The organism is Streptomyces sp. NPDC057428 (assembly GCF_042803195.1).
In the GTDB taxonomy this organism is placed as follows: Bacteria; Actinomycetota; Actinomycetes; order Streptomycetales; family Streptomycetaceae; genus Streptomyces.
The window spans coordinates 44,427-65,512 of the sequence record NZ_JBHVCT010000033.1 but is presented as its reverse complement, the minus strand read 5'-3'; the positions used below and the strand labels follow the sequence as shown (position 1 = coordinate 65,512).

The 21,086-nt window shown below is 71.7% G+C and carries 20 protein-coding genes; 10 read left to right on the top strand and 10 right to left on the bottom strand.

Annotated features, from left to right (window positions below):
- Positions 1-155 precede the first annotated feature (155 nt).
- The 3 genes from purU to ACFU5K_RS15795 all read right to left on the bottom strand — a co-directional run bounded on the left by purU (position 156) and on the right by ACFU5K_RS15795 (position 1,901).
- Positions 156-1,055: a formyltetrahydrofolate deformylase gene (purU, locus tag ACFU5K_RS15805; protein ID WP_384061318.1), complete on the bottom strand. Its 900-nt coding sequence runs from the start codon at positions 1,053-1,055 to the stop codon at positions 156-158.
- 28 nt (positions 1,056-1,083) lie between these two features.
- On the bottom strand, positions 1,084-1,530 hold the full coding sequence (locus ACFU5K_RS15800; RefSeq protein ID WP_384061326.1) for a hypothetical protein: 447 nt from the start codon (positions 1,528-1,530) through the stop codon (positions 1,084-1,086).
- Between the two features lie 209 nt (positions 1,531-1,739).
- Positions 1,740-1,901 (bottom strand): hypothetical protein, encoded by a 162-nt coding sequence (locus ACFU5K_RS15795; protein ID WP_384061316.1) that lies wholly within the window; start codon positions 1,899-1,901, stop codon positions 1,740-1,742.
- Between ACFU5K_RS15795 and ACFU5K_RS15790 the strand changes: the two genes are divergently transcribed.
- Positions 1,891-2,964 (top strand): ABC transporter substrate-binding protein, encoded by a 1,074-nt coding sequence (locus ACFU5K_RS15790; RefSeq protein ID WP_384061314.1) that lies wholly within the window; start codon positions 1,891-1,893, stop codon positions 2,962-2,964. The two genes, ACFU5K_RS15795 and ACFU5K_RS15790, sit on opposite strands and share 11 nt — an antisense overlap.
- Before the next feature lie 77 nt (positions 2,965-3,041).
- Here the strand turns inward: ACFU5K_RS15790 and ACFU5K_RS15785 are convergent, their stop codons facing one another.
- Together ACFU5K_RS15785 and ACFU5K_RS15780 are read right to left on the bottom strand one after the other, a co-directional pair.
- Positions 3,042-4,451: a hypothetical protein gene (locus ACFU5K_RS15785; protein WP_384061311.1), complete on the bottom strand. Its 1,410-nt coding sequence runs from the start codon at positions 4,449-4,451 to the stop codon at positions 3,042-3,044.
- A 158-nt stretch (positions 4,452-4,609) separates the two neighbouring features.
- Complete coding sequence (locus tag ACFU5K_RS15780) at positions 4,610-5,992, bottom strand: transcriptional regulator (protein ID WP_384061309.1); 1,383 nt, start codon at positions 5,990-5,992, stop codon at positions 4,610-4,612.
- A gap of 255 nt (positions 5,993-6,247) precedes the next feature.
- Between ACFU5K_RS15780 and ACFU5K_RS15775 the strand changes: the two genes are divergently transcribed.
- Genes ACFU5K_RS15775 through ACFU5K_RS15765 form a run of 3 tightly spaced genes read left to right on the top strand, consistent with a single transcriptional unit; the run spans position 6,248 to position 9,426 of the window.
- The gene (locus ACFU5K_RS15775; RefSeq protein WP_384061307.1) at positions 6,248-6,922 is read left to right on the top strand and encodes a bifunctional DNA primase/polymerase; all 675 of its coding nucleotides are present in this window, start codon (positions 6,248-6,250) and stop codon (positions 6,920-6,922) included.
- A gap of 39 nt (positions 6,923-6,961) precedes the next feature.
- Positions 6,962-7,786, top strand: coding sequence for an ABC transporter ATP-binding protein (locus tag ACFU5K_RS15770; protein ID WP_384061305.1), 825 nt, complete (start codon positions 6,962-6,964; stop codon positions 7,784-7,786).
- Positions 7,783-9,426, top strand: coding sequence for a transporter (locus ACFU5K_RS15765; RefSeq protein WP_384061302.1), 1,644 nt, complete (start codon positions 7,783-7,785; stop codon positions 9,424-9,426). The genes ACFU5K_RS15770 and ACFU5K_RS15765 overlap by 4 nt, the downstream gene beginning before the upstream one ends.
- A gap of 75 nt (positions 9,427-9,501) precedes the next feature.
- On the opposite strand, the gene ACFU5K_RS15760 is transcribed toward ACFU5K_RS15765, so the two are convergent.
- Together ACFU5K_RS15760 and ACFU5K_RS15755 are read right to left on the bottom strand one after the other, a co-directional pair.
- Positions 9,502-10,386: an alpha/beta fold hydrolase gene (locus ACFU5K_RS15760; protein WP_384061324.1), complete on the bottom strand. Its 885-nt coding sequence runs from the start codon at positions 10,384-10,386 to the stop codon at positions 9,502-9,504.
- Between the two features lie 758 nt (positions 10,387-11,144).
- Complete coding sequence (locus ACFU5K_RS15755) at positions 11,145-11,837, bottom strand: metal-dependent transcriptional regulator (RefSeq protein WP_384061299.1); 693 nt, start codon at positions 11,835-11,837, stop codon at positions 11,145-11,147.
- A gap of 209 nt (positions 11,838-12,046) precedes the next feature.
- On the opposite strand from ACFU5K_RS15755, the gene ACFU5K_RS15750 reads away from it, so the two are divergent.
- A complete protein-coding gene (locus ACFU5K_RS15750; RefSeq protein ID WP_384061296.1) occupies positions 12,047-12,802 on the top strand; it encodes an SIS domain-containing protein in 756 nt (251 codons plus the stop codon).
- A gap of 28 nt (positions 12,803-12,830) precedes the next feature.
- Here the strand turns inward: ACFU5K_RS15750 and ACFU5K_RS15745 are convergent, their stop codons facing one another.
- Positions 12,831-14,234 carry a PAS domain-containing protein gene (locus ACFU5K_RS15745; protein ID WP_384061294.1) on the bottom strand — a complete coding sequence of 468 codons (1,404 nt, stop codon included), beginning with the start codon at positions 14,232-14,234 and terminating at the stop codon, positions 12,831-12,833.
- 435 nt (positions 14,235-14,669) lie between these two features.
- Positions 14,670-15,296, bottom strand: a complete 627-nt coding sequence (pdxH, locus tag ACFU5K_RS15740) for a pyridoxamine 5'-phosphate oxidase (RefSeq protein ID WP_384061321.1) — start codon at positions 15,294-15,296, stop codon at positions 14,670-14,672.
- Positions 15,297-15,557: 261 nt separating this feature from the next.
- Between pdxH and ACFU5K_RS15735 the strand changes: the two genes are divergently transcribed.
- Positions 15,558-16,667 (top strand): citrate synthase 2, encoded by a 1,110-nt coding sequence (locus ACFU5K_RS15735; RefSeq protein WP_384061292.1) that lies wholly within the window; start codon positions 15,558-15,560, stop codon positions 16,665-16,667.
- A gap of 23 nt (positions 16,668-16,690) precedes the next feature.
- Here the strand turns inward: ACFU5K_RS15735 and ACFU5K_RS15730 are convergent, their stop codons facing one another.
- Positions 16,691-17,005 carry a hypothetical protein gene (locus ACFU5K_RS15730; RefSeq protein ID WP_384061289.1) on the bottom strand — a complete coding sequence of 105 codons (315 nt, stop codon included), beginning with the start codon at positions 17,003-17,005 and terminating at the stop codon, positions 16,691-16,693.
- 190 nt (positions 17,006-17,195) lie between these two features.
- Here ACFU5K_RS15730 and ACFU5K_RS15725 point away from each other — a divergent pair, with 190 nt between their 5' ends.
- From ACFU5K_RS15725 to ACFU5K_RS15710, 4 genes are all read left to right on the top strand, one after another.
- A complete protein-coding gene (locus ACFU5K_RS15725; RefSeq protein ID WP_384061287.1) occupies positions 17,196-18,020 on the top strand; it encodes a Scr1 family TA system antitoxin-like transcriptional regulator in 825 nt (274 codons plus the stop codon).
- Positions 18,007-18,237, top strand: coding sequence for a DUF397 domain-containing protein (locus ACFU5K_RS15720; RefSeq protein WP_384061284.1), 231 nt, complete (start codon positions 18,007-18,009; stop codon positions 18,235-18,237). The genes ACFU5K_RS15725 and ACFU5K_RS15720 overlap by 14 nt, the downstream gene beginning before the upstream one ends.
- A gap of 376 nt (positions 18,238-18,613) precedes the next feature.
- Positions 18,614-19,627, top strand: coding sequence for a MarR family transcriptional regulator (locus ACFU5K_RS15715; RefSeq protein WP_384061282.1), 1,014 nt, complete (start codon positions 18,614-18,616; stop codon positions 19,625-19,627).
- 96 nt (positions 19,628-19,723) lie between these two features.
- Entirely contained in the window at positions 19,724-21,067 is a 1,344-nt protein-coding gene (locus ACFU5K_RS15710) for an endonuclease domain-containing protein (RefSeq protein WP_384061278.1), read from the top strand.
- The last annotated feature ends 19 nt before the right edge of the window (positions 21,068-21,086 follow it).

Here is a 21,086-nt window from a genome sequence, read left to right as displayed (position 1 = left end):
CCAGACCCTCCTGGCCACCTGGACCGGCGCCTGCTCGATATGCGGCCAACCCGCACCAACCCCCGAACCACACCACAGGATCTAACAAAGCCCTACTAGCTTAGCTTGGCTTTAAACCCCACCAAGATCATTTCTTGGTGGGGTTTAAAGCCAAGCTAAGGGAAGACGACCGTACGGCGGCCGTTGAGCATGATGCGGCGCTCGGCGTGCCACTTGACGGCGCGTGCCAGCGCCTGGCACTCCACGTCACGTCCGACCGCGACGAGTTGGTCCGGCGTGACGCCGTGCCCGACCCGTTCGACCTCCTGCTCGATGATCGGCCCCTCGTCGAGGTCGGCGGTCACGTAGTGCGCCGTCGCGCCGATCAGCTTCACACCGCGCGCGTGGGCCTGGTGGTAGGGCTTGGCACCCTTGAAACTCGGCAGGAAGGAGTGGTGGATGTTGATGATCCGCCCGCTCAGCTGCTTGCAGAGGTCGTCCGACAGCACCTGCATGTAGCGGGCAAGGACGACCAGTTCGACGTTCTCCCCGCGCACCAGCTCCAGCAGCTGCGCCTCGGCCTCCGGCTTGTTCTCCCTGGTCACGGGGATGTGCCGGAAGGGGATGCCGTACGAGGCGACGAGCTCGGCGAAGTCCGTGTGGTTGGAGACGACGGCCACGATCTCGACCGGCAGCGCGCCGGTGCCGGACCGGAAGAGCAGGTCGTTGAGGCAGTGCCCGAACTTGCTCACCAGCAGCACGACCCGCATGCGGTCGGAGGCCCGGTGTATCTGCCACTCCATCCGGAACGGATCACCGATCGCGGCGAAGCCGGCCCGCAGCTTCTCCACGTCGACCGCCGTGCCCGCCGAGAAGTGCACGCGCATGAAGAAGAGACCGGTGTCATGGTCGCCGAACTGCTGGCTGTCCTCGATGTTGCAGCCGGTCATGTAGAGGTAGCTCGACACGGCGTGCACGATGCCCTGTCGGTCGGGGCAGGAGAGCGTGAGGACGTACTGCTCGGCGGGGCCGTCCGAGGCAGCGGGTACGGATTCGGCGGGCTGCGGCGCGGTCATCCCCGTAGGGTGCCACACCGCCCCGCGCTCACGCCGATCTGGTCATGATGCGGAGCACGTCCAGGGACCGCGGCGGGACGTCGGGGTCCTCGGCGTCGTTGGTGGCGAGCATCACGTGCGCCTCGCGGGCGGCCAGGACGGCCTCCTGCCAGCCCGGATGCTCCAGGTACGCGGAGACGGGGGCGTCGGCGCCTATCTGGTGCATGATGCGCAGCACCCGCAGGGCGGCGACGTCCACGAGGGCGGCCTCCGCGGAGTCACGGAAGATCGTCCCCACGTACTTCTCGGCGGACCAGTTGTCCAGCCAGGTGTCCTCGACCAGGCGGTACACGGCGTCGGTGACGTCCCCGTACCCCTCCCGGCCGGCCAGCCAGCACTCGTGGTGGAAGACGGGGTCGGAGAGCATGTGCAGCGCCGAGCGCACGTTGCTGCGCCAGCGCCACCACGGCATGTCGTTGAGCGGCATGCCGCCCATGGTGGAGGAGCGGCGGCCGCGACGGGAAGTGTTCTCCGAACCTTGCTGCACGGTTGCCGATCGTACGTTCCCTTCCGCCGGGTTCGCACGGGCCCCCGCAATTCACCTTCGCGTCACTCTGTGTCGACCGCGTCACACCGTGGCGTTACCCGCGGCGCGCAAAAGTTCATGCCCATGACCGGACGGCGACGCCTCAGCCCACACCTCCCCTACAGACTCCTCACATCGGCGGTGGCGGGAGTGCTGATGATGTCGGGGTGCGGTTCCCTCCCCGGGGTCTCAGGGAGCTCCAGGGAGCCGGTCTCGGTGATGACCTGGGCCCCGGAGACCTCCGGAGCCGACTCGGTGAACATGGCGGGCATGCCTGCCATGGCCCGGGCCTACGCCCGCTGGATCAACGAGCGGGGCGGGATCGACGGCCACGAGCTGCGCGTGCTCACCTGCGACGAGCGGGACACCCCCGAGGGCGCGTCGAAGTGCGCGCGCCGGGCCGCCGACGAGGGCGTGGCCGCGGTCGTCGGCTCGTACAGCCGGCACGGGCGGGCGTTCCTGGCGCCGCTGGAGGCCGCCGGGATCCCGTACATCGGCGGATACGGCGCCTCGGCCGAGGAGTTCACCAGTTATCTCTCCTACCCGGTCAACGGAGGTCTGGCGGCGCTCGTCGCGGGCAACGGCGAGCAGTTGGCGGCATACTGCGAGCGGGTGGCCCTGGTGCGGCCCGACACCCTCGTCGGCGACAGCCTGCCCGGACTGCTCGATGTGAGCCTCGGCGAACAGAAACTGCCCAAGGAGAACGACATACGGGCGCCCGAGGAAGCCACGTCGTACGACCACCAGGCGGCTGAGGCCATCGAGGCGGCGGGCGACGGCTGCGTGACGGCGGTGCTCGGCAACCGCACGGAGACCTTCTTCGACTCGTTCCGCCGGCTCGGGACCGAGGGCGGCGACGTGCGGATCTCCTCCGTCGCCGGCAGCCTCGACCAGCCGCTCATCAACCGCACCGGCGGCCCCGCGAGCCCCTTCGAGGGCGCGTACGTCACCGGCTGGTACCCGGCTCCGGGTGACGCCCGCTGGAACGAGATGCGCGGGGTGATCCGGAAGTACGCCTTCGGGGACAACAGGGTCGACCCCGAGGACACTGGGGTGCAGACCACCTGGATCGCGTACACCGTGCTCGAGGCGGTCATCGAGGCCATGGACCGGCCCGACATCGCGGCGGGCGGTGTCTCGGTGAGTCTGAACCGCGGCACCGAGGTGGACACCGGCGGGCTGACGCCGCCCCTGCGCTGGCGCTTCCAGGATGTGGTCGGCTCGCGGGAATACGCCCGCGTCGTCAACGCTCAGGTGACGTTCCAGGTGGTGAGGAGCGGCCGCCTGACGGCGGCGAAGAAGGGGTTCGTCGACGTCACCGACACCCTCCTGGACGCCGACTGACCCACCGTCGCACCGTCCCGACGGCCTCCGGCATCCCGTCAGCAGCGGTGCCGGAGGCTCTCCTGTGCGACCAGGCGTCAGAGCTGCGTAGGGGCGCGCTCGGTCAGCCCGTACTTCCGCGCGATGGAGTTCCAGAGTTTCGAGGCCTCGCGCTTGGCCGTGGTGGCCTCGCCGCTGGCCGCGTTGGCCTTGGCCGTCTCGCCGGTGGAACGGGCGTGGCCGCCCTTGCAGACCTTCTTGTCGTTCTTCGCCTGCCCGGCCCAGGCGGCGTAGCGGTCGTCGGCCTCGGCCGAAGCCTGCCACGCCTTGGTCAGCGAGGCCTTGAGCTCGGCGTTCGCGGGGAGCTTGTCGACACTGAGCGCCTCGAGCCGGGTCACCAGGTCGCGGCGCTGGCCTGCCGCGCCCGAGAGGTCGGCGGCCGCCTGGTCGAGGGCACGGCAGTTCTTGGTCTTCTCCACCGCACCGATCACGGCCGCGCGGCTGTTGTTGCTGTCGGCGAGGAGCTTGTCCAGCGCCTCCGCCTGAGGCTTCGCCGGGTCGTCGGCCGCCTGCGTGGAGGGATCGCTCCCGGCCGAACTCTGCGAGGCCACCGGCTGCTTGGCGTCCTCGGAGTCGTCGCCGCCGCTCATCAGGGCGCCCGCGCCGAGACCGATGACGGCGCAGCCGACGACGACCGCGGCGATCAGCGGGATGTGCGCGGAGCGTTTTCGCTGCGGGCCGCGGTCCAGGTCCTCCGGCTCCTGTCTGCCGTGGAGGCCCTGGAGACCCGACTGGAAGGGCTGGCCGCCGTGCGGGGGCTGCGGCTGCGCCGGACCGCCCGGGTAGGCCTGGTTCGGCTGCTGGGGGCGCTGCTGCTGTCCCTGGTCGTAGCGGGGCATCTGCTGCGTCCCTGCCGCGGGCTCGTCGCTGCGGAAGAGGCTGTCGAACTCCGCGGGCGGCTGGCGGTCGCCGGGCGCCCCGGGACGTATGCCGTAGGGAGCACCGCCGGGCACGGGGGGTATGTACTGGGTCGCGTCGGCGTCACCCGGCTGCGCGGGCGGCAGGTACTGGGTGGACTCCGCAGCGCGCTCGGGCGGCATCCCGCCCGGCCCGTGGCCGCCGGGGACGGGCGCGATGTACTGCGTGGCGTCGGCCTCCCCGCCCTGCGGCTGACCGTGCCCGGCCTCGGGCGGCAGCGGCTGCGCGTACTGCTGCTGGTACGGGTCGTGCTGGGGCGCGTACTGCTGCTGGTACGGGTCGTGCTGCTGCGCATAGCCCTGCTGGGGCTGCTCCGGTGGAAGCTGACCCGGTGCGTGGCCGTCCTGGGGGCCGGCGGGCCCCCAGGGGCTGCCCCACGGCTGCCCGCCCGCGGGGGCGGCCTGGTCCGGCTGCCCGCCCCCGGGCGCCGGGGTCCAGCGGGCACCACCCTCTGCGGGCAGCACGACACCTTCGTGCGCGGGCCGTACAGCAGGGAGCTGCTGCTCGTCACCCTGTCCGCTCTGCGTCACCGGGACTCCTACGTGTCAACCTATGGAATCGTCGGCTCACGCTACCGGGTGGCTGCCGCCGGGCGCCAAGTGCCCGGGAGCGCTCACCACCCCTTCACACGGCGGTATCGCGCCGCGCGCCACGGCGCTGTTCACGGGCAACTCGCCCGCAGGCCAGGTCAGGCGGCCTGGAGTTCGAGTCTGGCGCCGAATTCACGGACCGCGGGCTCGCTCCCGAACGGCTCCAGCCGCTGCTGGAGGTCGTCGAGATATTCGGCACCACGGCTGGAGCGCACCGTCCCCAGCAGTTCCATCGCCCGCAGGCCCGTGTGGCACGCCTGCTCCACCTCGCGCTGCTGCACCTGCGCCGTGGCCAGCAGGACGAGACCGATGCCGCGGCGCCGGGCCCGCGACTCCGGGAGGGCGCCCAGGGCCTCCTTCGCCCGGCGGGCGGCGGGCTCGGCCTGCCCCAGGTCGCGGTGGCAGTGCGCCAGCTCGTCCGCGAGGTAGCCCTCGTCGAAGTGGGAGATCCAGCCGGGGTCGTCGCCGGTGTCCGGGTCCGCCTGCTCCAGGGCGGCCAGTGCCCTGGACGCGGACGCCTGGCAGGTGCGGGCGTCACCCATCAGCGCGTGGCCCCGGGCCTCCGCCGCGTGGAACATCGCCTCCGCACGCGGGGTGACCCGGCCCCGGGCCCCCTCCTGCGCGGCCCGCGCCAGCTGGGCGATCTCGCGCGGGTTGCCCAGCTGCGCGGCGAGATGGCTCATGGACGCCGCCAGCACGTAACCGCCGTACGCCCGGTCGCCCGCGGCCTGGGCCAGGCGCAGCGCCTGGATGTAGTACCGCTGGGCGAGGCCCGGCTGTCCGGTGTCGACGGCCATGTAACCGGCGAGCTCGGTCAGCCGCGCCACCGCCCCGAAGAGCTCCCGGCCGACCGATTCGCGGTACGCCCCCGAAAGCAGCCCGGACACCACGCTGTTGAGGTAGTGCACGAGGACGGGCCGCACGTGTCCGCTGCCGAAGCGGTGGTCGAGGTCGACCAGCGCGGCGGTCATGGCCCGCACCGCCTCCACGTCCGGCATGCCCACCCTGCTCCCGGCCGAACGCGCCACCTGTGGGTCGGCGCCCGTGATCAGCCAGTCGCGGCTCGGCTCGACCAGGGCGGACGCCGCCACCGCCGACCCGGACAGCAGGTCACGGCGGCCCACGTCGCTGCGCCACAACTCGCAGACCTGCTCGATGGCGCCGACGACGGTGGGGGCGAACTGCAGCCCCACACCCGAGGCCAGGCTCTTGCCGTTGGCCATGCCGATCTCGTCGATGGTGACCGTGCGGCCGAGCTTGCGGCCGATCGCCTCCGCGATGATCCCCGGCGCCCTGCCGCGCGGCTGCTGACCGCGCAGCCAGCGGGCCACCGACGTCTTGTCGTAGCGGAGGTCCACGCCGCGCTCAGCGCCCACCATGTTCACGCGGCGGGCGAGACCGGCGTTGGAGCAGGCCGCCTCCTGGATGAGCGTCTGGAGCCGTTCGTTCGGCTGGCGGGCGACGAGAGGCCTGGCTGCCATGTTTTCCCCCTGGGACCGCAGTGACCGGTGGTGGGATCACTGCCCGGAACGACACAAGAAATGCGCATATTCATCTGTATTGAGTACGAGCAGTGGCGAGTTGGCACAGTCCTGCGAGTGGTTACCCGCCGAACGGAGCCCGGCCTCCCGCGCGCCCCTGCCCGTGCCTCCGTGCGCCCCACGTGCAGGATCGATCCACCGTGAAGTGCGCACGCGCGCCCGTAACCCCATGTGGCGCCGGGAGTTGAGTGGGACGTGGAAGAGCCCATCGGAGTGAAGGAATCCGCAGACGTGCCCAAACAGCGGGGTGAACAGCTGCTCGAGGCCGCTGCCTGGTACGCCCAGGAGCGGCACTGGGACGTGTTCCCCGGCACCTGGCTGGAGCCCGTCGGAGGGACGGAGCGGTGCTCGTGCAAAGACACGGGCTGCGGCGCCCCCGGGGCCCATCCCACCCGGGCCGACTGGGCGGACCAGGCGACGGGCAGCGCGGCGGCCGCCCGCCGGATGTGGGCCAGGCAGCCCGGGTCGTCGGTGCTCCTGCCGGCCGGCCGGACCTTCGACGCCCTCGATGTGCCCGAGGCCGCCGGGTTCCTGGCGCTGGCCAGGATGGAACGGATGGGACTCGCCCTCGGCCCGGTGACCCGGACACCCGACCGGCGGATGCTCTTCCTCGTCCTACCGGGCGTCGCGGCGAAGGCGCCCGAGCTGGTGCGCCAACTGGGCTGGGACGCACGGGCGATCGGCCTGGTGGGGCGCGGCGAGGGTGAGTACATCACCGGCCCGCCGACCAGGACGGCCCGTGGCGTCGTCCAGTGGGCACGCCGTCCGTCCCGCGCCAACCTCTGGCTGCCCGAGGCGGACGAGCTGATCAGCCCGCTCGCCTACGCCTGTGCGCGCGAGACAGCGGACGCCAGGACGCGCCTTTCGTAGGGTGGTCCCCAACACGCGGGGACAGCGAAAGGCAGTGCCATGCCGGAGCAGGCGGACATCGTGGGCGAAACGGGTACGGCGGACGGGGCGCTCACGCCACCGCCCGCCGTACGGGTCGAGGGGCTGTGGAAGCGGTTCGGGGAGCAGATCGCGGTCGGCGGGATCGATCTGGAGCTGCCCGCAGGCCAGTTCATCGGCCTGGTGGGCCCCAACGGCGCGGGGAAGACCACCACGCTCTCGATGGCGACCGGGCTCCTGCGGCCCGACATGGGGCGCATCGAGGTCGGCGGACACGACGTGTGGCGCGACCCCGTCGAGGTCAAGTCCCGGATCGGGGTGCTCCCCGAGGGGCTGCGGCTGTTCGAGCGCCTCTCGGGCCGTGAACTCCTGGCGTACACGGGCCGGCTGCGCGGTCTTCCGGGCGCCGAGGTGGACAAGCGGGCTACTCAGCTCCTCGACGTCCTCGACCTCGCGGGGGCCCAGCACAAGCTGGTCGTGGACTACTCCACCGGGATGCGCAAGAAGATCGGGCTGGCGTCCGCGCTGCTGCACAACCCCGAAGTCCTCTTCCTGGACGAACCGTTCGAGGGCGTCGATCCGGTGTCGGCGCAGACGATCCGCGGGGTACTGGAGCGCTACACCCGCTCCGGGGCCACCGTGGTCTTCTCCAGCCATGTGATGGAACTCGTCGAGTCGCTCTGCGACTGGGTGGCCGTCATGGCAGGCGGCCGGATCCGCGCCCACGGCACGCTCGCCGAGGTGCGCGGGGATGCCTCCTCACTGCAGGACGCCTTCCTGGAACTGGTCGGCGCGGGCGCACGCGACACCGGGGATTCCCTGGACTGGCTGGGCGGTGCGCGATGACGGTGCTGGACACTCCTGCGGGAACCACCGTCCCGGCGGTACGCGGCCAGGGTCTCGTCCCCGTCTTCGTACGGCTGAAGCTGTCCCTGCTGCGCAACGGTCTGCGCCAGTCGTCCGGCCGGCGGGCGGCGTACGTCGCGTCGCTCGTCGCCGCGCTGCTGCTCGCGGCGGGGCAGGTGACCGGCCTGGTCCTGCTGCGCGGGCACACGCAGGCGGGCACGCTGGTCGTGCTGCTCACCGGCGTGGTCGCCCTGGGCTGGGCCGTGATGCCCCTGTTCTTCCCCGGCGGTGACGAGACCCTGGACCCGAGCCGGCTGGTCATGCTGCCGCTGCGCCCCCGGCGGCTGATCGGGGCGCTGCTGGCGGCGTCGCTGATCGGCATCGGACCGCTCTTCACGCTCGCCCTGGCCGTCGGCTCCGTGATCGCGGTGGCGCACGGGGCGGTGGCGGCCCTGTTCGGGGTGGTCGCCGTCCCGCTGACGCTGCTGGTGTGCGTGGCGCTGGCACGGTCAGTCGCCACGGCCAACGTCCGGCTGCTGACCTCGCGCAAGGGCCGCGACCTCGCCGTGCTGAGCGGTCTGGTGATCGCGGTGGGCATCCAGTTCGTCAACTTCGGCGCCCAGCGACTCGGCCGCGCCGGCGGGCTGTCCTCCCTCGAACCGGCCGCGGACCTGGTGCGCTGGCTGCCCCCGGCCTCGGCGCTCGGCGCGGTGGGGTCGGCGTCCGACGGGGCGTACGGCACGGCCCTCTCGCAGTTGCTCGTCTCGCTGCTCGCGCTGGGCCTCCTCATGGGTCTGTGGCAGCGCAGCCTGGTGAAGCTGATGACCTCGCCCGACGGCTCGACGATCGCCGCCGCGGAACCGTCCAGCACCCGTTCCGGCAGCGGCCGTACGGGGCTCTTCGGGCTGCTCCCGGACGGGCGCACGGGCACGGTCGTCGAGCGCAGCCTGAGGTACATCGTGCGGGACCCGAAGACGAAGGCGTCCTGGGTGACTGCGCTGGCGATCGGGCTGATCGTGCCGGTGCTCAACGCGGCGCAGGGGGCCGGGTCGCTCTACGTCTCCTGTTTCGCGGCCGGGATGCTCGGCATGCAGATGTACAACCAGTTCGGCCAGGACACCTCCGCCTTCTGGATGGTGGCTCTGACGATCTCCTCCGCCAGGGACGCGTACGTCGAACTGCGGGCCCGGGCGGTGGCCCTGCTGCTGATCACTCTTCCCTACACGGTCCTGGTGACGGTGGTGACGGCGGCCGTGCTCGGTGACTGGGCGGCGCTGCCCGGGGTCATGGGGCTGTCGTTCGCCCTGCTCGGGGCGATGCTGGCGACGGGCGCCGTGGCCTCGGCGCTGTTCCCCTACTCCATCCCGCAGGACGGCGCGTTCAAGAACGTCGCGCCAGGCCAGACCGGGCTGGCCTGGATCTCCATCCTGGGGGGCGTGGTGTCGGCGGCCGTGCTGAGCGCACCCGTGATCGGGCTGACCCTCTGGCTGCACCTCGGCGGCCGTCACGACTGGCTGTGGCTGCTGCTGCCGGTGGGCGCGGTGTACGGGACGTCTCTCGGATGGCTCGGCGTGCGGCTGGCCGCGCCGCGCACAGCGGACCGGCTCCCGGAGATCCTGACCGCGGTCAGCAAGGGCTGAGACCGGGCATCACGCGTGGCCGGGTACCGGCCGGGGGCCGTGGCCTTCGGCCGGGCCGGCACAGGTCGGTGCCCTTCAGGGGCTGACGTGTTCCCGGACGTCCTCGGCGAGCTGTTCCAGGAACGGCTCCACCGCGCTCCGCCAGCCCTCCGGCCGGTCGTAGTGGACGAGATGACCGGCGTCCGCCACCTCCGCGTACTGCCCGCGGGGCAGGACACGGACCATCTCCTGGGCCTCGGCCCTGCCCAGTTCGCCGTCGATCCCGCGCAGGACCAGGGTGGGACAGCACACCTGCGCGAGTTCCTCCCAGTGGGCGTCGTAGACCCACGTGGCCCGTGACGTGAGCATCTGCTCCCGCGAGAACACCGGCCGCCAGCCGTCCTGGCTCTCCGCCATCACCTCGGCGAAGAACTCGCCTCTCGAGGGGGTGGGCCGCTCGACCCAGGGATCGTCCTCGCCGAACCATTTCCGCACCTCCGCCAGGGACCCGAAGGGCAGCGGCCAGGAGTTGAACCAGTCCTCCCACTCGCGCTGCGAGGCGGCCCCGAGCGCGGAGGCCCGCATGTCGCAGATGATCAGGGCCTTGACCAGGTCGGGACGCTTCGCGGCGAGCTGCCAGGCGGTGAGCGCGCCCATCGAGTGCCCGATCAGGGTGACGGGGGCGAGACCCAGCTGTTCGATGGCGGCCTCGGCATCGGCGACGTACGCGTCCCGGGTGTAAGGACCTTCTGCCGGCTTCTCGCTGCGGCCGTGGCCCCGCTGGTCGAGACCGACCGGCCGGTGGCGTTCGGAGAGCCAGCGTGCGGTGGAGGCCCAGTGCGCGGCCCGGCCCATCAGCCCGTGAAGCATCAAGATGCCGGCGCCGTGAGCGGCCTCGGCGCCGCCTTTGGGCTTATCGGCGAACTCCCAGGCCGCGAGGCGTACGCCGTCGGTCCCGGTCACATCGATGCGCCGCACCATAGGTTCTGGCACCCCCTTCTGGTCCTCGATCACCATGTGGTCGCGTTCACCAGGCTATCGAACCTTTATTCGAAAACTCGGCTTCGGCTCGCAACATCCCACGTTTGAGTGACAGCGGTTCAGGATTGACGCCCGCCGCCCCGGGGAGACCTTCAGCGGGAAGCGGACCACTCGGGGACAGGGGTTCGCGGGGACTGACCTCGAGAGCTCGGGGCTCCAGGTCAGCACAGGGGAGGACCGGCCCCGGCGCCCATCGGCGCCGGGGCCTTCCCCTGCTCCGGAACGCTCGGCTCCGCGGGGGCGCCGGCCCGACGGGTCGGAAGGAGGGTCCAGTCGCAGGGAAGGGCCCGGCAGATGCGCGAGCGGACCCGTCGGCACCGATGCCGGGCCACGGAAACCACCCGGGCCGAGTCCGGCGGCGCACGGCGCGGGCAGGAAACCTCGCGGCCGGCCCCGGCGGGTGCCCGGAGCAGTGTGAACGCCCCGTGCGACCGGGTGGGCACCGGGAAGTCCGGCAGGCGCCTCGCGGCGCACGCGCCAGTATGACGGGCGCATTCCCTGCTCCCTCCCCGACCGCGCGGCGGACTCCGCCGGCACCCTCAGGTCATATGCCTGGCCACAGCCTGGCACGCGTTTCGCCCGGGCGCTGCGATTCCGGGCGGAAAACAGAAAGCGGGCTTACCGGTTCACATCTGCACGTGCATCCGCACCGGCGCATGCACGTGCCGACAGCCCACCGGTGTCTGCATCGCCACCGGTCAGCGCTTCGCTACGAAGACGTGCGAGGCGACTTCGGCGTTCAGCTCGGCCGCCTCACCGCTCGATCCGACCAGCACGCCGCCGGCCGACTCGGTGACGCTGACGACGGAACCGGGCTGCACGCCCGCCCTCCGCAGCGTGTACATCAGCTGTGCGTCCGTCTGGATCGGCTCGCCGATCCGGCGCACCACCACGGTCTTGCCCTCGGCGCCGGGGTGGAGCTCGGACAGGCTGACCATGCCCTCGTCCAGGAACGGATCGGCCTCGGCCTTCTCGCCCAGCTCCTCCAGACCCGGGATCGGGTTTCCGTACGGGGACTCCGTCGGGTGACGCAGGAGCTCCAGCACGCGACGCTCCACCGCCTCGCTCATCACGTGCTCCCAGCGGCATGCCTCGGCGTGGACCTGCTCCCACTCCAGGCCGATCACGTCGACGAGCAGGCACTCGGCGAGCCGGTGCTTGCGCATCACCCGGGTCGCCAGGCGGCGCCCCTCCTCGGTCAGTTCCAGATGGCGGTCGCCCGCGACCTGGACCAGGCCGTCCCGCTCCATGCGCGCCACCGTCTGGCTGACCGTCGGACCGCTCTGGTCCAGCCGTTCGGCGATCCGGGCGCGCATCGGGACCACGCCTTCCTCTTCGAGCTCGAGGATGGTGCGGAGATACATCTCCGTTGTGTCGATCAGTCCGGACATACGTGCCCCTCGATGCTGTGACATGAAGTCGTCGTGCGATGGCCCCCACCAATTCTGACGCATACGGCCGACAACCGTGCCGCGCCGATGCAAGCCCCGTGCAGCGGGCGGGCCCCGAGCGCTATTGACAGCCCACTGGTCCAGACCGCAACGTGATCCGCGACACGGGCACCGCACGGGCCCCTTCCCCCGCAGGAAAGGCCTCCTCGATGAGCGACAGCAAGCTCGCCGGTCAGTTCTTCGACGCAGCGATCGGCCTGCTGGAGCGGGTGCGCGACGAGGAGGCCGGAGCTGTCGCGGCCGCCGGTGCCGCGATCGCCGACACCGTCGCCTCGGGGGGCCGGCTCTTCGCCTTCGGCGCCGGGCACTCCTCGCTCGCCGCGCAGGACGTGGTCTACCGGGCGGGCGGACTGGCCCTGATGAACCTGCTCGCCGTACCGGGCACGCTGGGGGTCGACGTCATGCCGGCCACGCTGGGCTCCGCGCTGGAGCGGGTCGACGGCCTGGCGGGCGCCGTGCTCGACTCCAGCCCCGCCCGGTCCGGCGACCTCCTCGTGGTCATCTCCCTTTCGGGGCGCAACGCCCTGCCCGTGGAGATGGCCCAGAACGCGCGCGCCCTCGGTCTCACGGTCGTCGGCGTCACTTCCGTCGCCTACACGACGGGCACGAAGTCGCGGCACGTCTCGGGCGGATTCCTGCGGGACCACTGCGACATCGTGCTCGACAGCAAGATCGCGATCGGTGACGCGGAGCTGACAGCGGACGGCGTCGCGGCCCCCTTCGCACCGGCCTCGACGGTGGTCACCAGCGCACTCATGCAGGCCATGATGGCCACCGCCGCCGAGGAGCTCGTCGCCCGGGGCATCGAGCCCCCACTGCTCCGCTCCGGCAACGTCGACGGCGGACACGAATGGAACGGCCGCGTGATGCGGGAGTACGGGGACCGGATCTTCTACCGCCACTGAGGCCCTGAGCCACCTGCCGCGTACCGCCTCACTGCGCCTCCAGGACCCCTTCCGGCCCCGCCGTCAGCAGGGCCAGGTCAACGGCCGAGGCGACCCGCACCGCCACGCTCTCCGCGTACGTCACGTCGGGGCGCTCGAAGGCGCCGCGGTTGGCGGCTCGCAGGAACGTCACCACGCCCAGCGTCCGCCCCCTGCTCCGCAGCACCGCGCACAGGGCGTGCGCGGAGTCGCGGGGCCACCGGTGCTCCACCGCCCACGGTTCGCCCGCCCCGGCCGGCGCCGCCGCGCGGACGCAACCCGTGCGCTCCAGCGCCTGCACGGCCGGGTGCCCCCTGCCGTACCGCACCGGGATCGATCCGCCGGAGACGGGCAGACACGGGCCGGGGGCGTCGGACGGCGTGGCGGCGGCCCGCACGAGCCGCTCCCCCGAGGCGTGGTCCTTCAGCAGGTCCACCACCACGTGGTCGGCGAACCCCGCCAGTGCGTAGTCCAGCGAGGTGGTCGCCGCCTCCATCGGATCCTCGCACTCGGACGCCTGCCGGGCCGCCCGGTGCAGCTGGTTCGCCCGGAACCGCACCCGGTCCGCGTCCTGAGCCGCGAGCTTCGACGCCGTGACGTCCCGGAACAGCCAGCCGACCCCGAGCGGGACGGGTTCCTCCGCCAGCGGCGAGGCCAGCCGCAGGAACCCGCTGCGCCAGCAGCGCCGCCGGTCGCCGTCCGCGGTGCGCAGGGTCACCCAGAGCTCGGCCGGGGAGGACGGGGCGCCCTCGGCGAGGACGTGCTGCAGGGCGCCCTCCAGATCCTCGACGCCCTGCACGAGCAGCTCGCCCAGCGGACGCCCCAGCGGGGTGACGCGCCCGCCTCCCAGCGCCCGGGCCGCGTAGGCGTTGACCACGGTGGGCCGCAGGTCCACGTCGACCAGGACCACACCCCAGGACGCGTCCTCGAAGAGGGCCTCGCTGAGCGCGATGGACCGCTCGAGATCGATCTGTGCGTGCACCTCGCCGAACGCGCAGTAGACCCCGGCCGGCCTTCCGTCCTCGCCGCGCACCCGCGCCGACTGGGTCCGCACGAGGACCCGCCCGCCGTCCTTGCGCAGCAGGGCGAACTCGTGGACCTGCCGTCCCGGGGCGTGCATGGCCGACATCAGCCGCTTCTGCACGTCACCCGCGTCCGCGCTCCGCACGGCCCAGCCGGCGAACCCCCGCCGTCCGACGGCCTCGGCGGCGGACCAGCCGAGGATCCGCTCGGCCTCACGGTTCCAGTGGGTGATGGTGCCCTGCGCGTCGAAGGCGCACAGGGCGGCGTCCATGCCGTCGAGGAGCGCGGCGAGCAACTGTGATCCCGGGATCGGCGCCGCGGCGGTCTCCCGCTCCGGGTCCTCGTCGGGACCGAGCGCGTCGGTGGTCCCGGTGCTCCTGGAAGCACTCACTCCGCACCTCCCGCAGGGCGTCTTCCGCGTCGTGTTCCGCATTGCCGCACGTCAGACCATTGAACTCGACTGTGAGCCACCACACAGCCACTTCCCGGAAATCCGGTGTCCACCGGTGACGGCCGGTGTACGGGGAGAGGCGCGGATAAACCGCTTGTGCGGCCGCGGGGAGCTTCTTAGGCTGTACGTACACGTTGAAAGGAGGTGATCCGAAAAGTGCGGTCTTATCGGATTCGTGAGGTGGCTGCGGGCTGACAGCCCGTCGTCGCACACAGTGCACCTCGGCAGGCTGTCTGCCGAAACCCAAGCAGTCACCGACCCGCAGGCTCGCCGGTAGATCCGGCCGGCTCCTCCGCAAGGAGGGACCAGAGCCTGCGGGTTTCCGCGTTCCCGCTCCGGGGCCCGTCACGCCGGGCCCGGAGCGGGAGCGCGCCCTCACGGGCTGAGGCGCTCCACCCGCCATCCCGCGTCCTCACGCACGTACCGCAACCGGTCGTGCAGCCGGTTCGTGTGGCCCTGCCAGAACTCGATCGCGTCCGGCACCACGCGGAAACCGCCCCACTGCGGCGGCGCGGGTACCTTCTCGCCCTCGGGATAGCGCGCGGCCAGTTCGTCGTAGCGCTCGACGAGCTCCTGGCGGGAGCCGATCACCGACGACTGCTCGCTCGCCCAGGCGCCCAGCTGTGAGCCGTGCGGGCGGGTGCGGAAGTACGCGACGGTCTCCTCGCGGCCGACCCGGGCCGCGGTGCCGGTGACGACGACCTGGCGGGCCAGCGGGTGCCAGGGGAAGAGCAGCGAGACGTACGGGTTCGCCGTCAGTTCGCGGCCCTTGCGGGACCCGTAGTTGGTGAAGAAGACGAAGCCCCGGCCGTCGTACTGCTTCAGCAGCACCGTGCGGGAGGACGGCCTGCCGTCGGGGGTCGCGGTCGAGACGACCATCGCGTTCGGCTCGTGGAGCCCGCCGCCCCGGGCGACCTCGCTGAACCAGTGGGCGAACTGGTCCATGGGGTCGGCCGCGAGGTCCTTCTCGGTGAAGTCCTCGGAACGGTACTGCTCGCGCATCACGGCCGGATCGGTGGTGCAATCGGATGCAGAGGCGCCAGAGGAGGCGGGAGCGGAGGACGGAGTGGCATCAGCTGTGGGCACGGGGGCCATCCTGCCGCAGCGGACCGGTGTACCCGGCGGGCAGGGGCGAGATCACCGGAGGGCGAGCCGGGATGCCGTCCCGGACGTCGTCCCCCTTCCCCGCGTCGTGCGCACCCGCCAGTATCGTGGTCAGGCCTCCGGGCCGTCATGCAGCCGCCGAGCCGAGGGAGCCGCCCGATGTCCGACTTCGTACCCGGACTTGAAGGAGTCGTCGCGTTCGAGACGGAGATCGCCGAACCCGACAAGGAGGGCGGCTCGCTCCGATACCGCGGCGTCGACATCGAGGACCTCGTCGGCCGTGTGTCGTTCGGCAACGTCTGGGGCCTGCTGGTGGACGGGGCGTTCAACCCCGGCCTGCCGCCCGCCGAACCCTTCCCGATCCCGGTGCACTCCGGCGACATCCGCGTCGACGTGCAGTCCGCGCTCGCCATGCTGGCCCCGGTGTGGGGGCTGAAACCACTCCTGGACATCGACGAGGCGACGGCGCGCGACGACCTGGCGCGGGCCGCCGTGATGGCCCTGTCGTACGTCGCCCAGTCGGCCCGTGGCCAGGGCCTGCCGATGGTCCCGCAGAGCGAGATCGACAAGGCGGAGTCGGTGGTCGAGCGGTTCATGATCCGCTGGCGCGGTGAGCCGGACCCGAAGCACGTCAAGGCCGTCGACGCCTACTGGACGTCGGCCGCCGAACACGGCATGAACGCCTCGACGTTCACCGCCCGCGTCATCGCGTCCACGGGCGCCGACGTCTCGGCCGCCCTCTCCGGTGCGGTGGGCGCGATGTCGGGCCCGCTGCACGGCGGCGCCCCGTCCCGGGTCCTCGGCATGATCGAGGAGATCGAACGGACCGGCGACGCCGCGGCCTACGTGAGGCAGGCGCTGGACAAGGGCGAGCGCCTGATGGGCTTCGGCCACCGCGTCTACCGCGCCGAGGACCCCCGGGCCCGCGTGCTGCGCCGCACGGCCCGCGAGCTGGCCGCCCCGCGCTTCGAGGTGGCGGAGGCCCTGGAGAAGGCCGCCCTGGAGGAGCTGCACGCGCGCCGGCCGGACCGCGTCCTGGCGACGAACGTCGAGTTCTGGGCGGCGATCGTGCTGGACTTCGCCGAGGTCCCGGCGCACATGTTCACGTCGATGTTCAGCTGCGCCCGTACGGCGGGCTGGTCGGCGCACATCCTGGAGCAGAAGCGCACGGGCCGCCTGGTGCGCCCCTCGGCGACGTACGTCGGCCCGGGCACGCGCGACCCGCGCGAGATCGAGGGCTACGACCAGCTCGCGGACCTGGGGAACTGACGGGAGGGGCGATCGACGGCCGGTCACACGCCGTCGGTCGCCTGCTCACCCGAGGCATCGCCCAGCCGTCTCCCTCGGCTCTCGGCCACGCGCCTCACGTCGCCCAGCGACTCGGCCAGCCGGCACGCGAGGTAGTGCACCTGCACGCTCGTCGACCGCCGGTCGGCCAGGATGTCGGCCGCGTGGCCGAGCAGCTCACCGGCCATGGACAGCTGCGCCGCCTCGACACGGTCCGCCATCCGGGACACCTTGCCGGCCCCGTCCCCGAGGAGATAGCAGGGATCGCCGCTCGTCGTCGTCCACGGGAGCAACCGCGCGGCTCCGGAATTCGTCCTCACGCTGCCGTCTCCGTCCGGGCGATACGGTCCTGCATGGCTTCCTGCTTTCCTCGGGTTTCGTGGACACGCCACACGAAGGAGCGAATGGCTGCGCTCCGTGTCCAACTCTTCACAGCCTGGGACCGCTTGTCGCTACGCTGCCAGGGGTTCGCGCCTGACAGCGCGCCTGTCATCCCGGGGAGTTGGTCTCATGGCGTCGCCTCACAGGCCGCGTACGGCACGAGCGAAGTACGGCGAGGAACTGCGTCTCAGGCGCACGACGGCCGGTCTGACCCAGGAGGCGCTGAGCGAGCAGATCGTGTGCTCGCCGACGCTCATCAGCCACTTCGAGGCGGGCCGTCGACTGCCGAACCCGGACGACGCCCAGCGGATCGACCGGGCGCTGAGTACGGACGGGTTCTTCGCCCGGTGGCTGGAGGATCTGGACACGAAGTTCGTCGACCACTTCGCAGCAGTGGCCGAGCTGGAACGGCAGGCCACAGAGATCCGGCAATTCGCCCCAGCCCTCGTTCCCGGGCTCCTTCAGACCGAGGGTTACGCCCGCGCACTGTTCTCCGCCTACAGGCCGAACCATCAATCTGCGGAGCTTGACAGGGACGTTGTCATCCGAACAGAGCGTGCCCAGGTGCTTGACGGGCCGATCAAGCCAGTCGTCTGGACGATCCTCGACGAAGCCGTGCTCCGCCGCCAGGTAGGAGGACCTCAGGTCATGGCAGAGCAACTCCGCAAGATCGCGGATATGGCAGCCGCCGGCCGCCTTCGGCTGCACGTACTGCCATTCGGAGCGGGTGCGTACGCCCTCCAGGAGGGGCTGCTTACCCTCATGAGCTTTCAGGACTCCGCACCCGTGGCGTACGTCGAAGGCTTCCTCTCGGGAAGCCTTCTCGACGATCCCTCACTGGTGAGGACCAGTCAGACGGCCTACGCTCTTGCGCTGAGTGACGCGATGTCGCGCCGCGAATCATTGACCGCCATCCGGGCGGCAGCGGAGGAACACAAAAATGGCCAGCACTGAGCACCGCGTATCCGACTCGTCCACGCTCGCTCGGTGGTACAAGTCCAGCTACAGCGGCGGCAGCCAGGGCGAATGCCTCGAAGTGGCCCGCGGCTACGACGTCGTCCCCGTGCGTGACAGCAAGGTCTCCCACGGACCGGCCGTGATCGCGTCCACGGCAAGCTGGTCGGTCTTCGTCACAGCTGTCAGGAACGGCTCACTCGACCTCGACGGCTGACCGGTCCCTCCCGACGGACCACCAGGCGCGGCCCGAAGCTCGGATCTCGCGTCCCGGGATCCGAGCCCCGGGACCGGCCGGTTCACTCCTCAGGGTGTAAGTGAAGACGGCTGCGCCCGAAGCCCGAGCTTCGGGATCCGGGCGTCGGGATGCGGGCTCCGGGATTCGAGCGCCTTCTTGTAACCGGTAGGGAAAAGAAGGGTTTTGGGAAACCTCCCCCACCTCCCTACCCCGTCACGGCCAGCAAGTATGACTAATCGTGATCAGCTTGCGGCGAAGCGTCACGCTTGCTTACGGTGCGACCAAACGAACGACCCCGACGCGGTGTTAACAGCACCGGCCGGGGTCTCACCCCACGATCGAAGAAGGCGATCCCGTGGCTACCCAGCACATTAGTCCTGCCCTCCGCACCCCCGCACGCTCCCGCCCGTACCCGATGGCGAATCCCGGTTACGGCAAGCGGTCGATGCCGGACCAGTCCCCCGCGTGCGCCGACGACTTCACCCTCCTGCCTCCGCGTGAGCGCTCCATCGCCGGGTTCATCGACCACCTTCCCGACGGCGCCTCGATGGACGTGAAGAGCCTGGCCAAGCAGCTGCCGCTCTACGGCCAGCAGGCGGTCGGCTCGGCCCTGCGGACCCTGTCCGTCGCCGGGTACCTGCGTCGCGTGCGCTGCCTGGTCGGTGAGGGCGAGCAGGTCCGCTGGGTCTTCCGGACGTTCTGGTCCCGCACCGCCCGCGACAACGAGTGGTGGGGCTCCCACCTCGCCCCGGAGCAGCAAGAGGCGGTGCCGTACTCCGCCGTACAGCCGCCGCCGTCCTGGGCGCCCCCGGAGGAACCGGCCCCCGTGGCTGAACCGCCCGCAGCGCCTGCCGTGCCGCAGCAGCGGACCCCGGAGCCCGCACCAACCCCGGCTCCGGCTCCGGCCGATGTCCCCTCGCCCGCCTATCTGGCCCTGGCGCAGCTCGGCCGTACCGACCCGCGTCTGGCCCTGTCCGCCGCCGACTGCGCGGTACTGGAGGCGCGGGCCGCCGAGTGGCTGGACCGGGGCGTGAACACCGAGTACCTGACGCAGGCCCTCACCGCCGGGCTCCCCGCCAAGGTCGACTCCCCCGTCGGGTTCGTACGCCGCCGCCTCGACGACAAGATGCCACCGTCCGTCCCCCAGGACACCGCGCCGCCCACGCCAGGAGACCGTGTCCGGCGCGCGATGATGGAGTGCACCAAGTGCGGTGTACCCGGCCCCCCGGAGGCCCTCCCCGACGGTCTCTGCCGCCCGTGCGGTCGGCCCGATCCGTCGGCGCCCGTGGACCTTCCCGTCGGTGGTCTCGCCGAGTCCGCCGTACGCGCCCGTGCGGGTCACGTCCGCGATCTGCTCAGGTCCCGCTGATCGGGCGTCGTGGGTCCCCGCTGACTCCGGGCTCGGTTCGTCTTGGCAGGGTGATCGCGGACCCGTTGCCGCGTTGCGGACCGTTAGCCTGTCGGTATGTCGGAGCGTGTCATGTCCGGTTGCGCGGACGGCCTGATCACCCTGGTTGCAGCGGACGCCCTATGGGTCCGTTCGACGGCCGGCAGTGCTGTGCCGACGGCTTCCGGGGCGTTCACCCACTCTCCTGCCCGCGCCCGGATGGGATACGTCCTGCTCGGCAGCCATGTGGTGGCGACTGTGAGGGCGGGCGACGGTCGGTGGTGTGTTCCGGACGCTGAGGTGCGCCGGGCGGCCGCGGGGCTGAACGCGGTCGTGATGGATCGGCAGGACCTGGTCCGCATCGGCCCTTTTCGAGGTGCGCCGAGGAGGGAGTACGGCGCGGAAACGCCGCTGCGCTGGCGCCCCCGCATCATGGGGGAACTCCAGGATCGGGGCGACCGCGAGCGGGCTGCACGGCGTGAAACCGACCGGGCAGACCATCTGGCGGGGATCGACTGGCAACAGATGCTCGTGGAGCAGACCCGAGACGGGACAGAGCGCACGTGGTGGCTGCCGCGCGCTGTGGTCAGGCTGATGGACGCGGCCGAGCACGCCGAAGCACAGTGGCTGCGAGCCGCGCGGACGCGCCAGGCAGGCGCACCCGTCACCGAGCCGCCCTCCCACCCCCGGCAGGACCCGGGCACCGGCAGCCGGCGGACGGCGAGCCCCGAGGGGCCTACCGCCTCGCTGCGCCCGTACGGCAAAGAGCTGGAAGGCCAGCTGTACTCGGTGCTCAGCAGGAAGTCCGGCACCTCCAGCAAGGTGGCCGGGTGGGCGTGCGCCGTCTGCCGCACCGCGCCCGCGACCGTGCTCGACCACTGCCACGAACACGGTTACGTCCGCGCCCCCGTCTGCCAGTCCTGCAACACGCAGGAACGCCCCGACCACCTGTACAGCAACGACATCCGCGTGGCGAACCGCTATACACGCCTGTTCCACACGGACGCCGACGACTGGCTCCGCCACTGGCACCGCTGTCCCGGCTGCCGCACACGCGCCACCCTGCCGCTGCCGCACCTCGCCGCATGGACCGCCCACATAGCCTGCCGGTCGCTGCGCCCTACCCACCGCGCCCCCCATGGACGCAAGCCCTGCGGCACCCTGCGCGTCTCCTGGACGGGCAGTCAGAACGCCCCCCGCTCCTGTCTGCTCACCGTCGCCGTCGAACTCTGCCCCTCGGGCGAACACCGTGTCCTGGCGCGAGTCCCCTACCGCGAAGCCACCGAGCGGTTTCGTGCCTGGCTGGCCGAGACGGCCCCTGCCGTGGCCGCCGCAGCCGTTCCTGACCGCCTGGACGGCCTCCCTGCCCACGTCCGGCCAGTCGTCGCGGACACCAGCGGCGAGGGCCTGGCACTGTTCTGAGCATGCGCGGCAGAGCCCA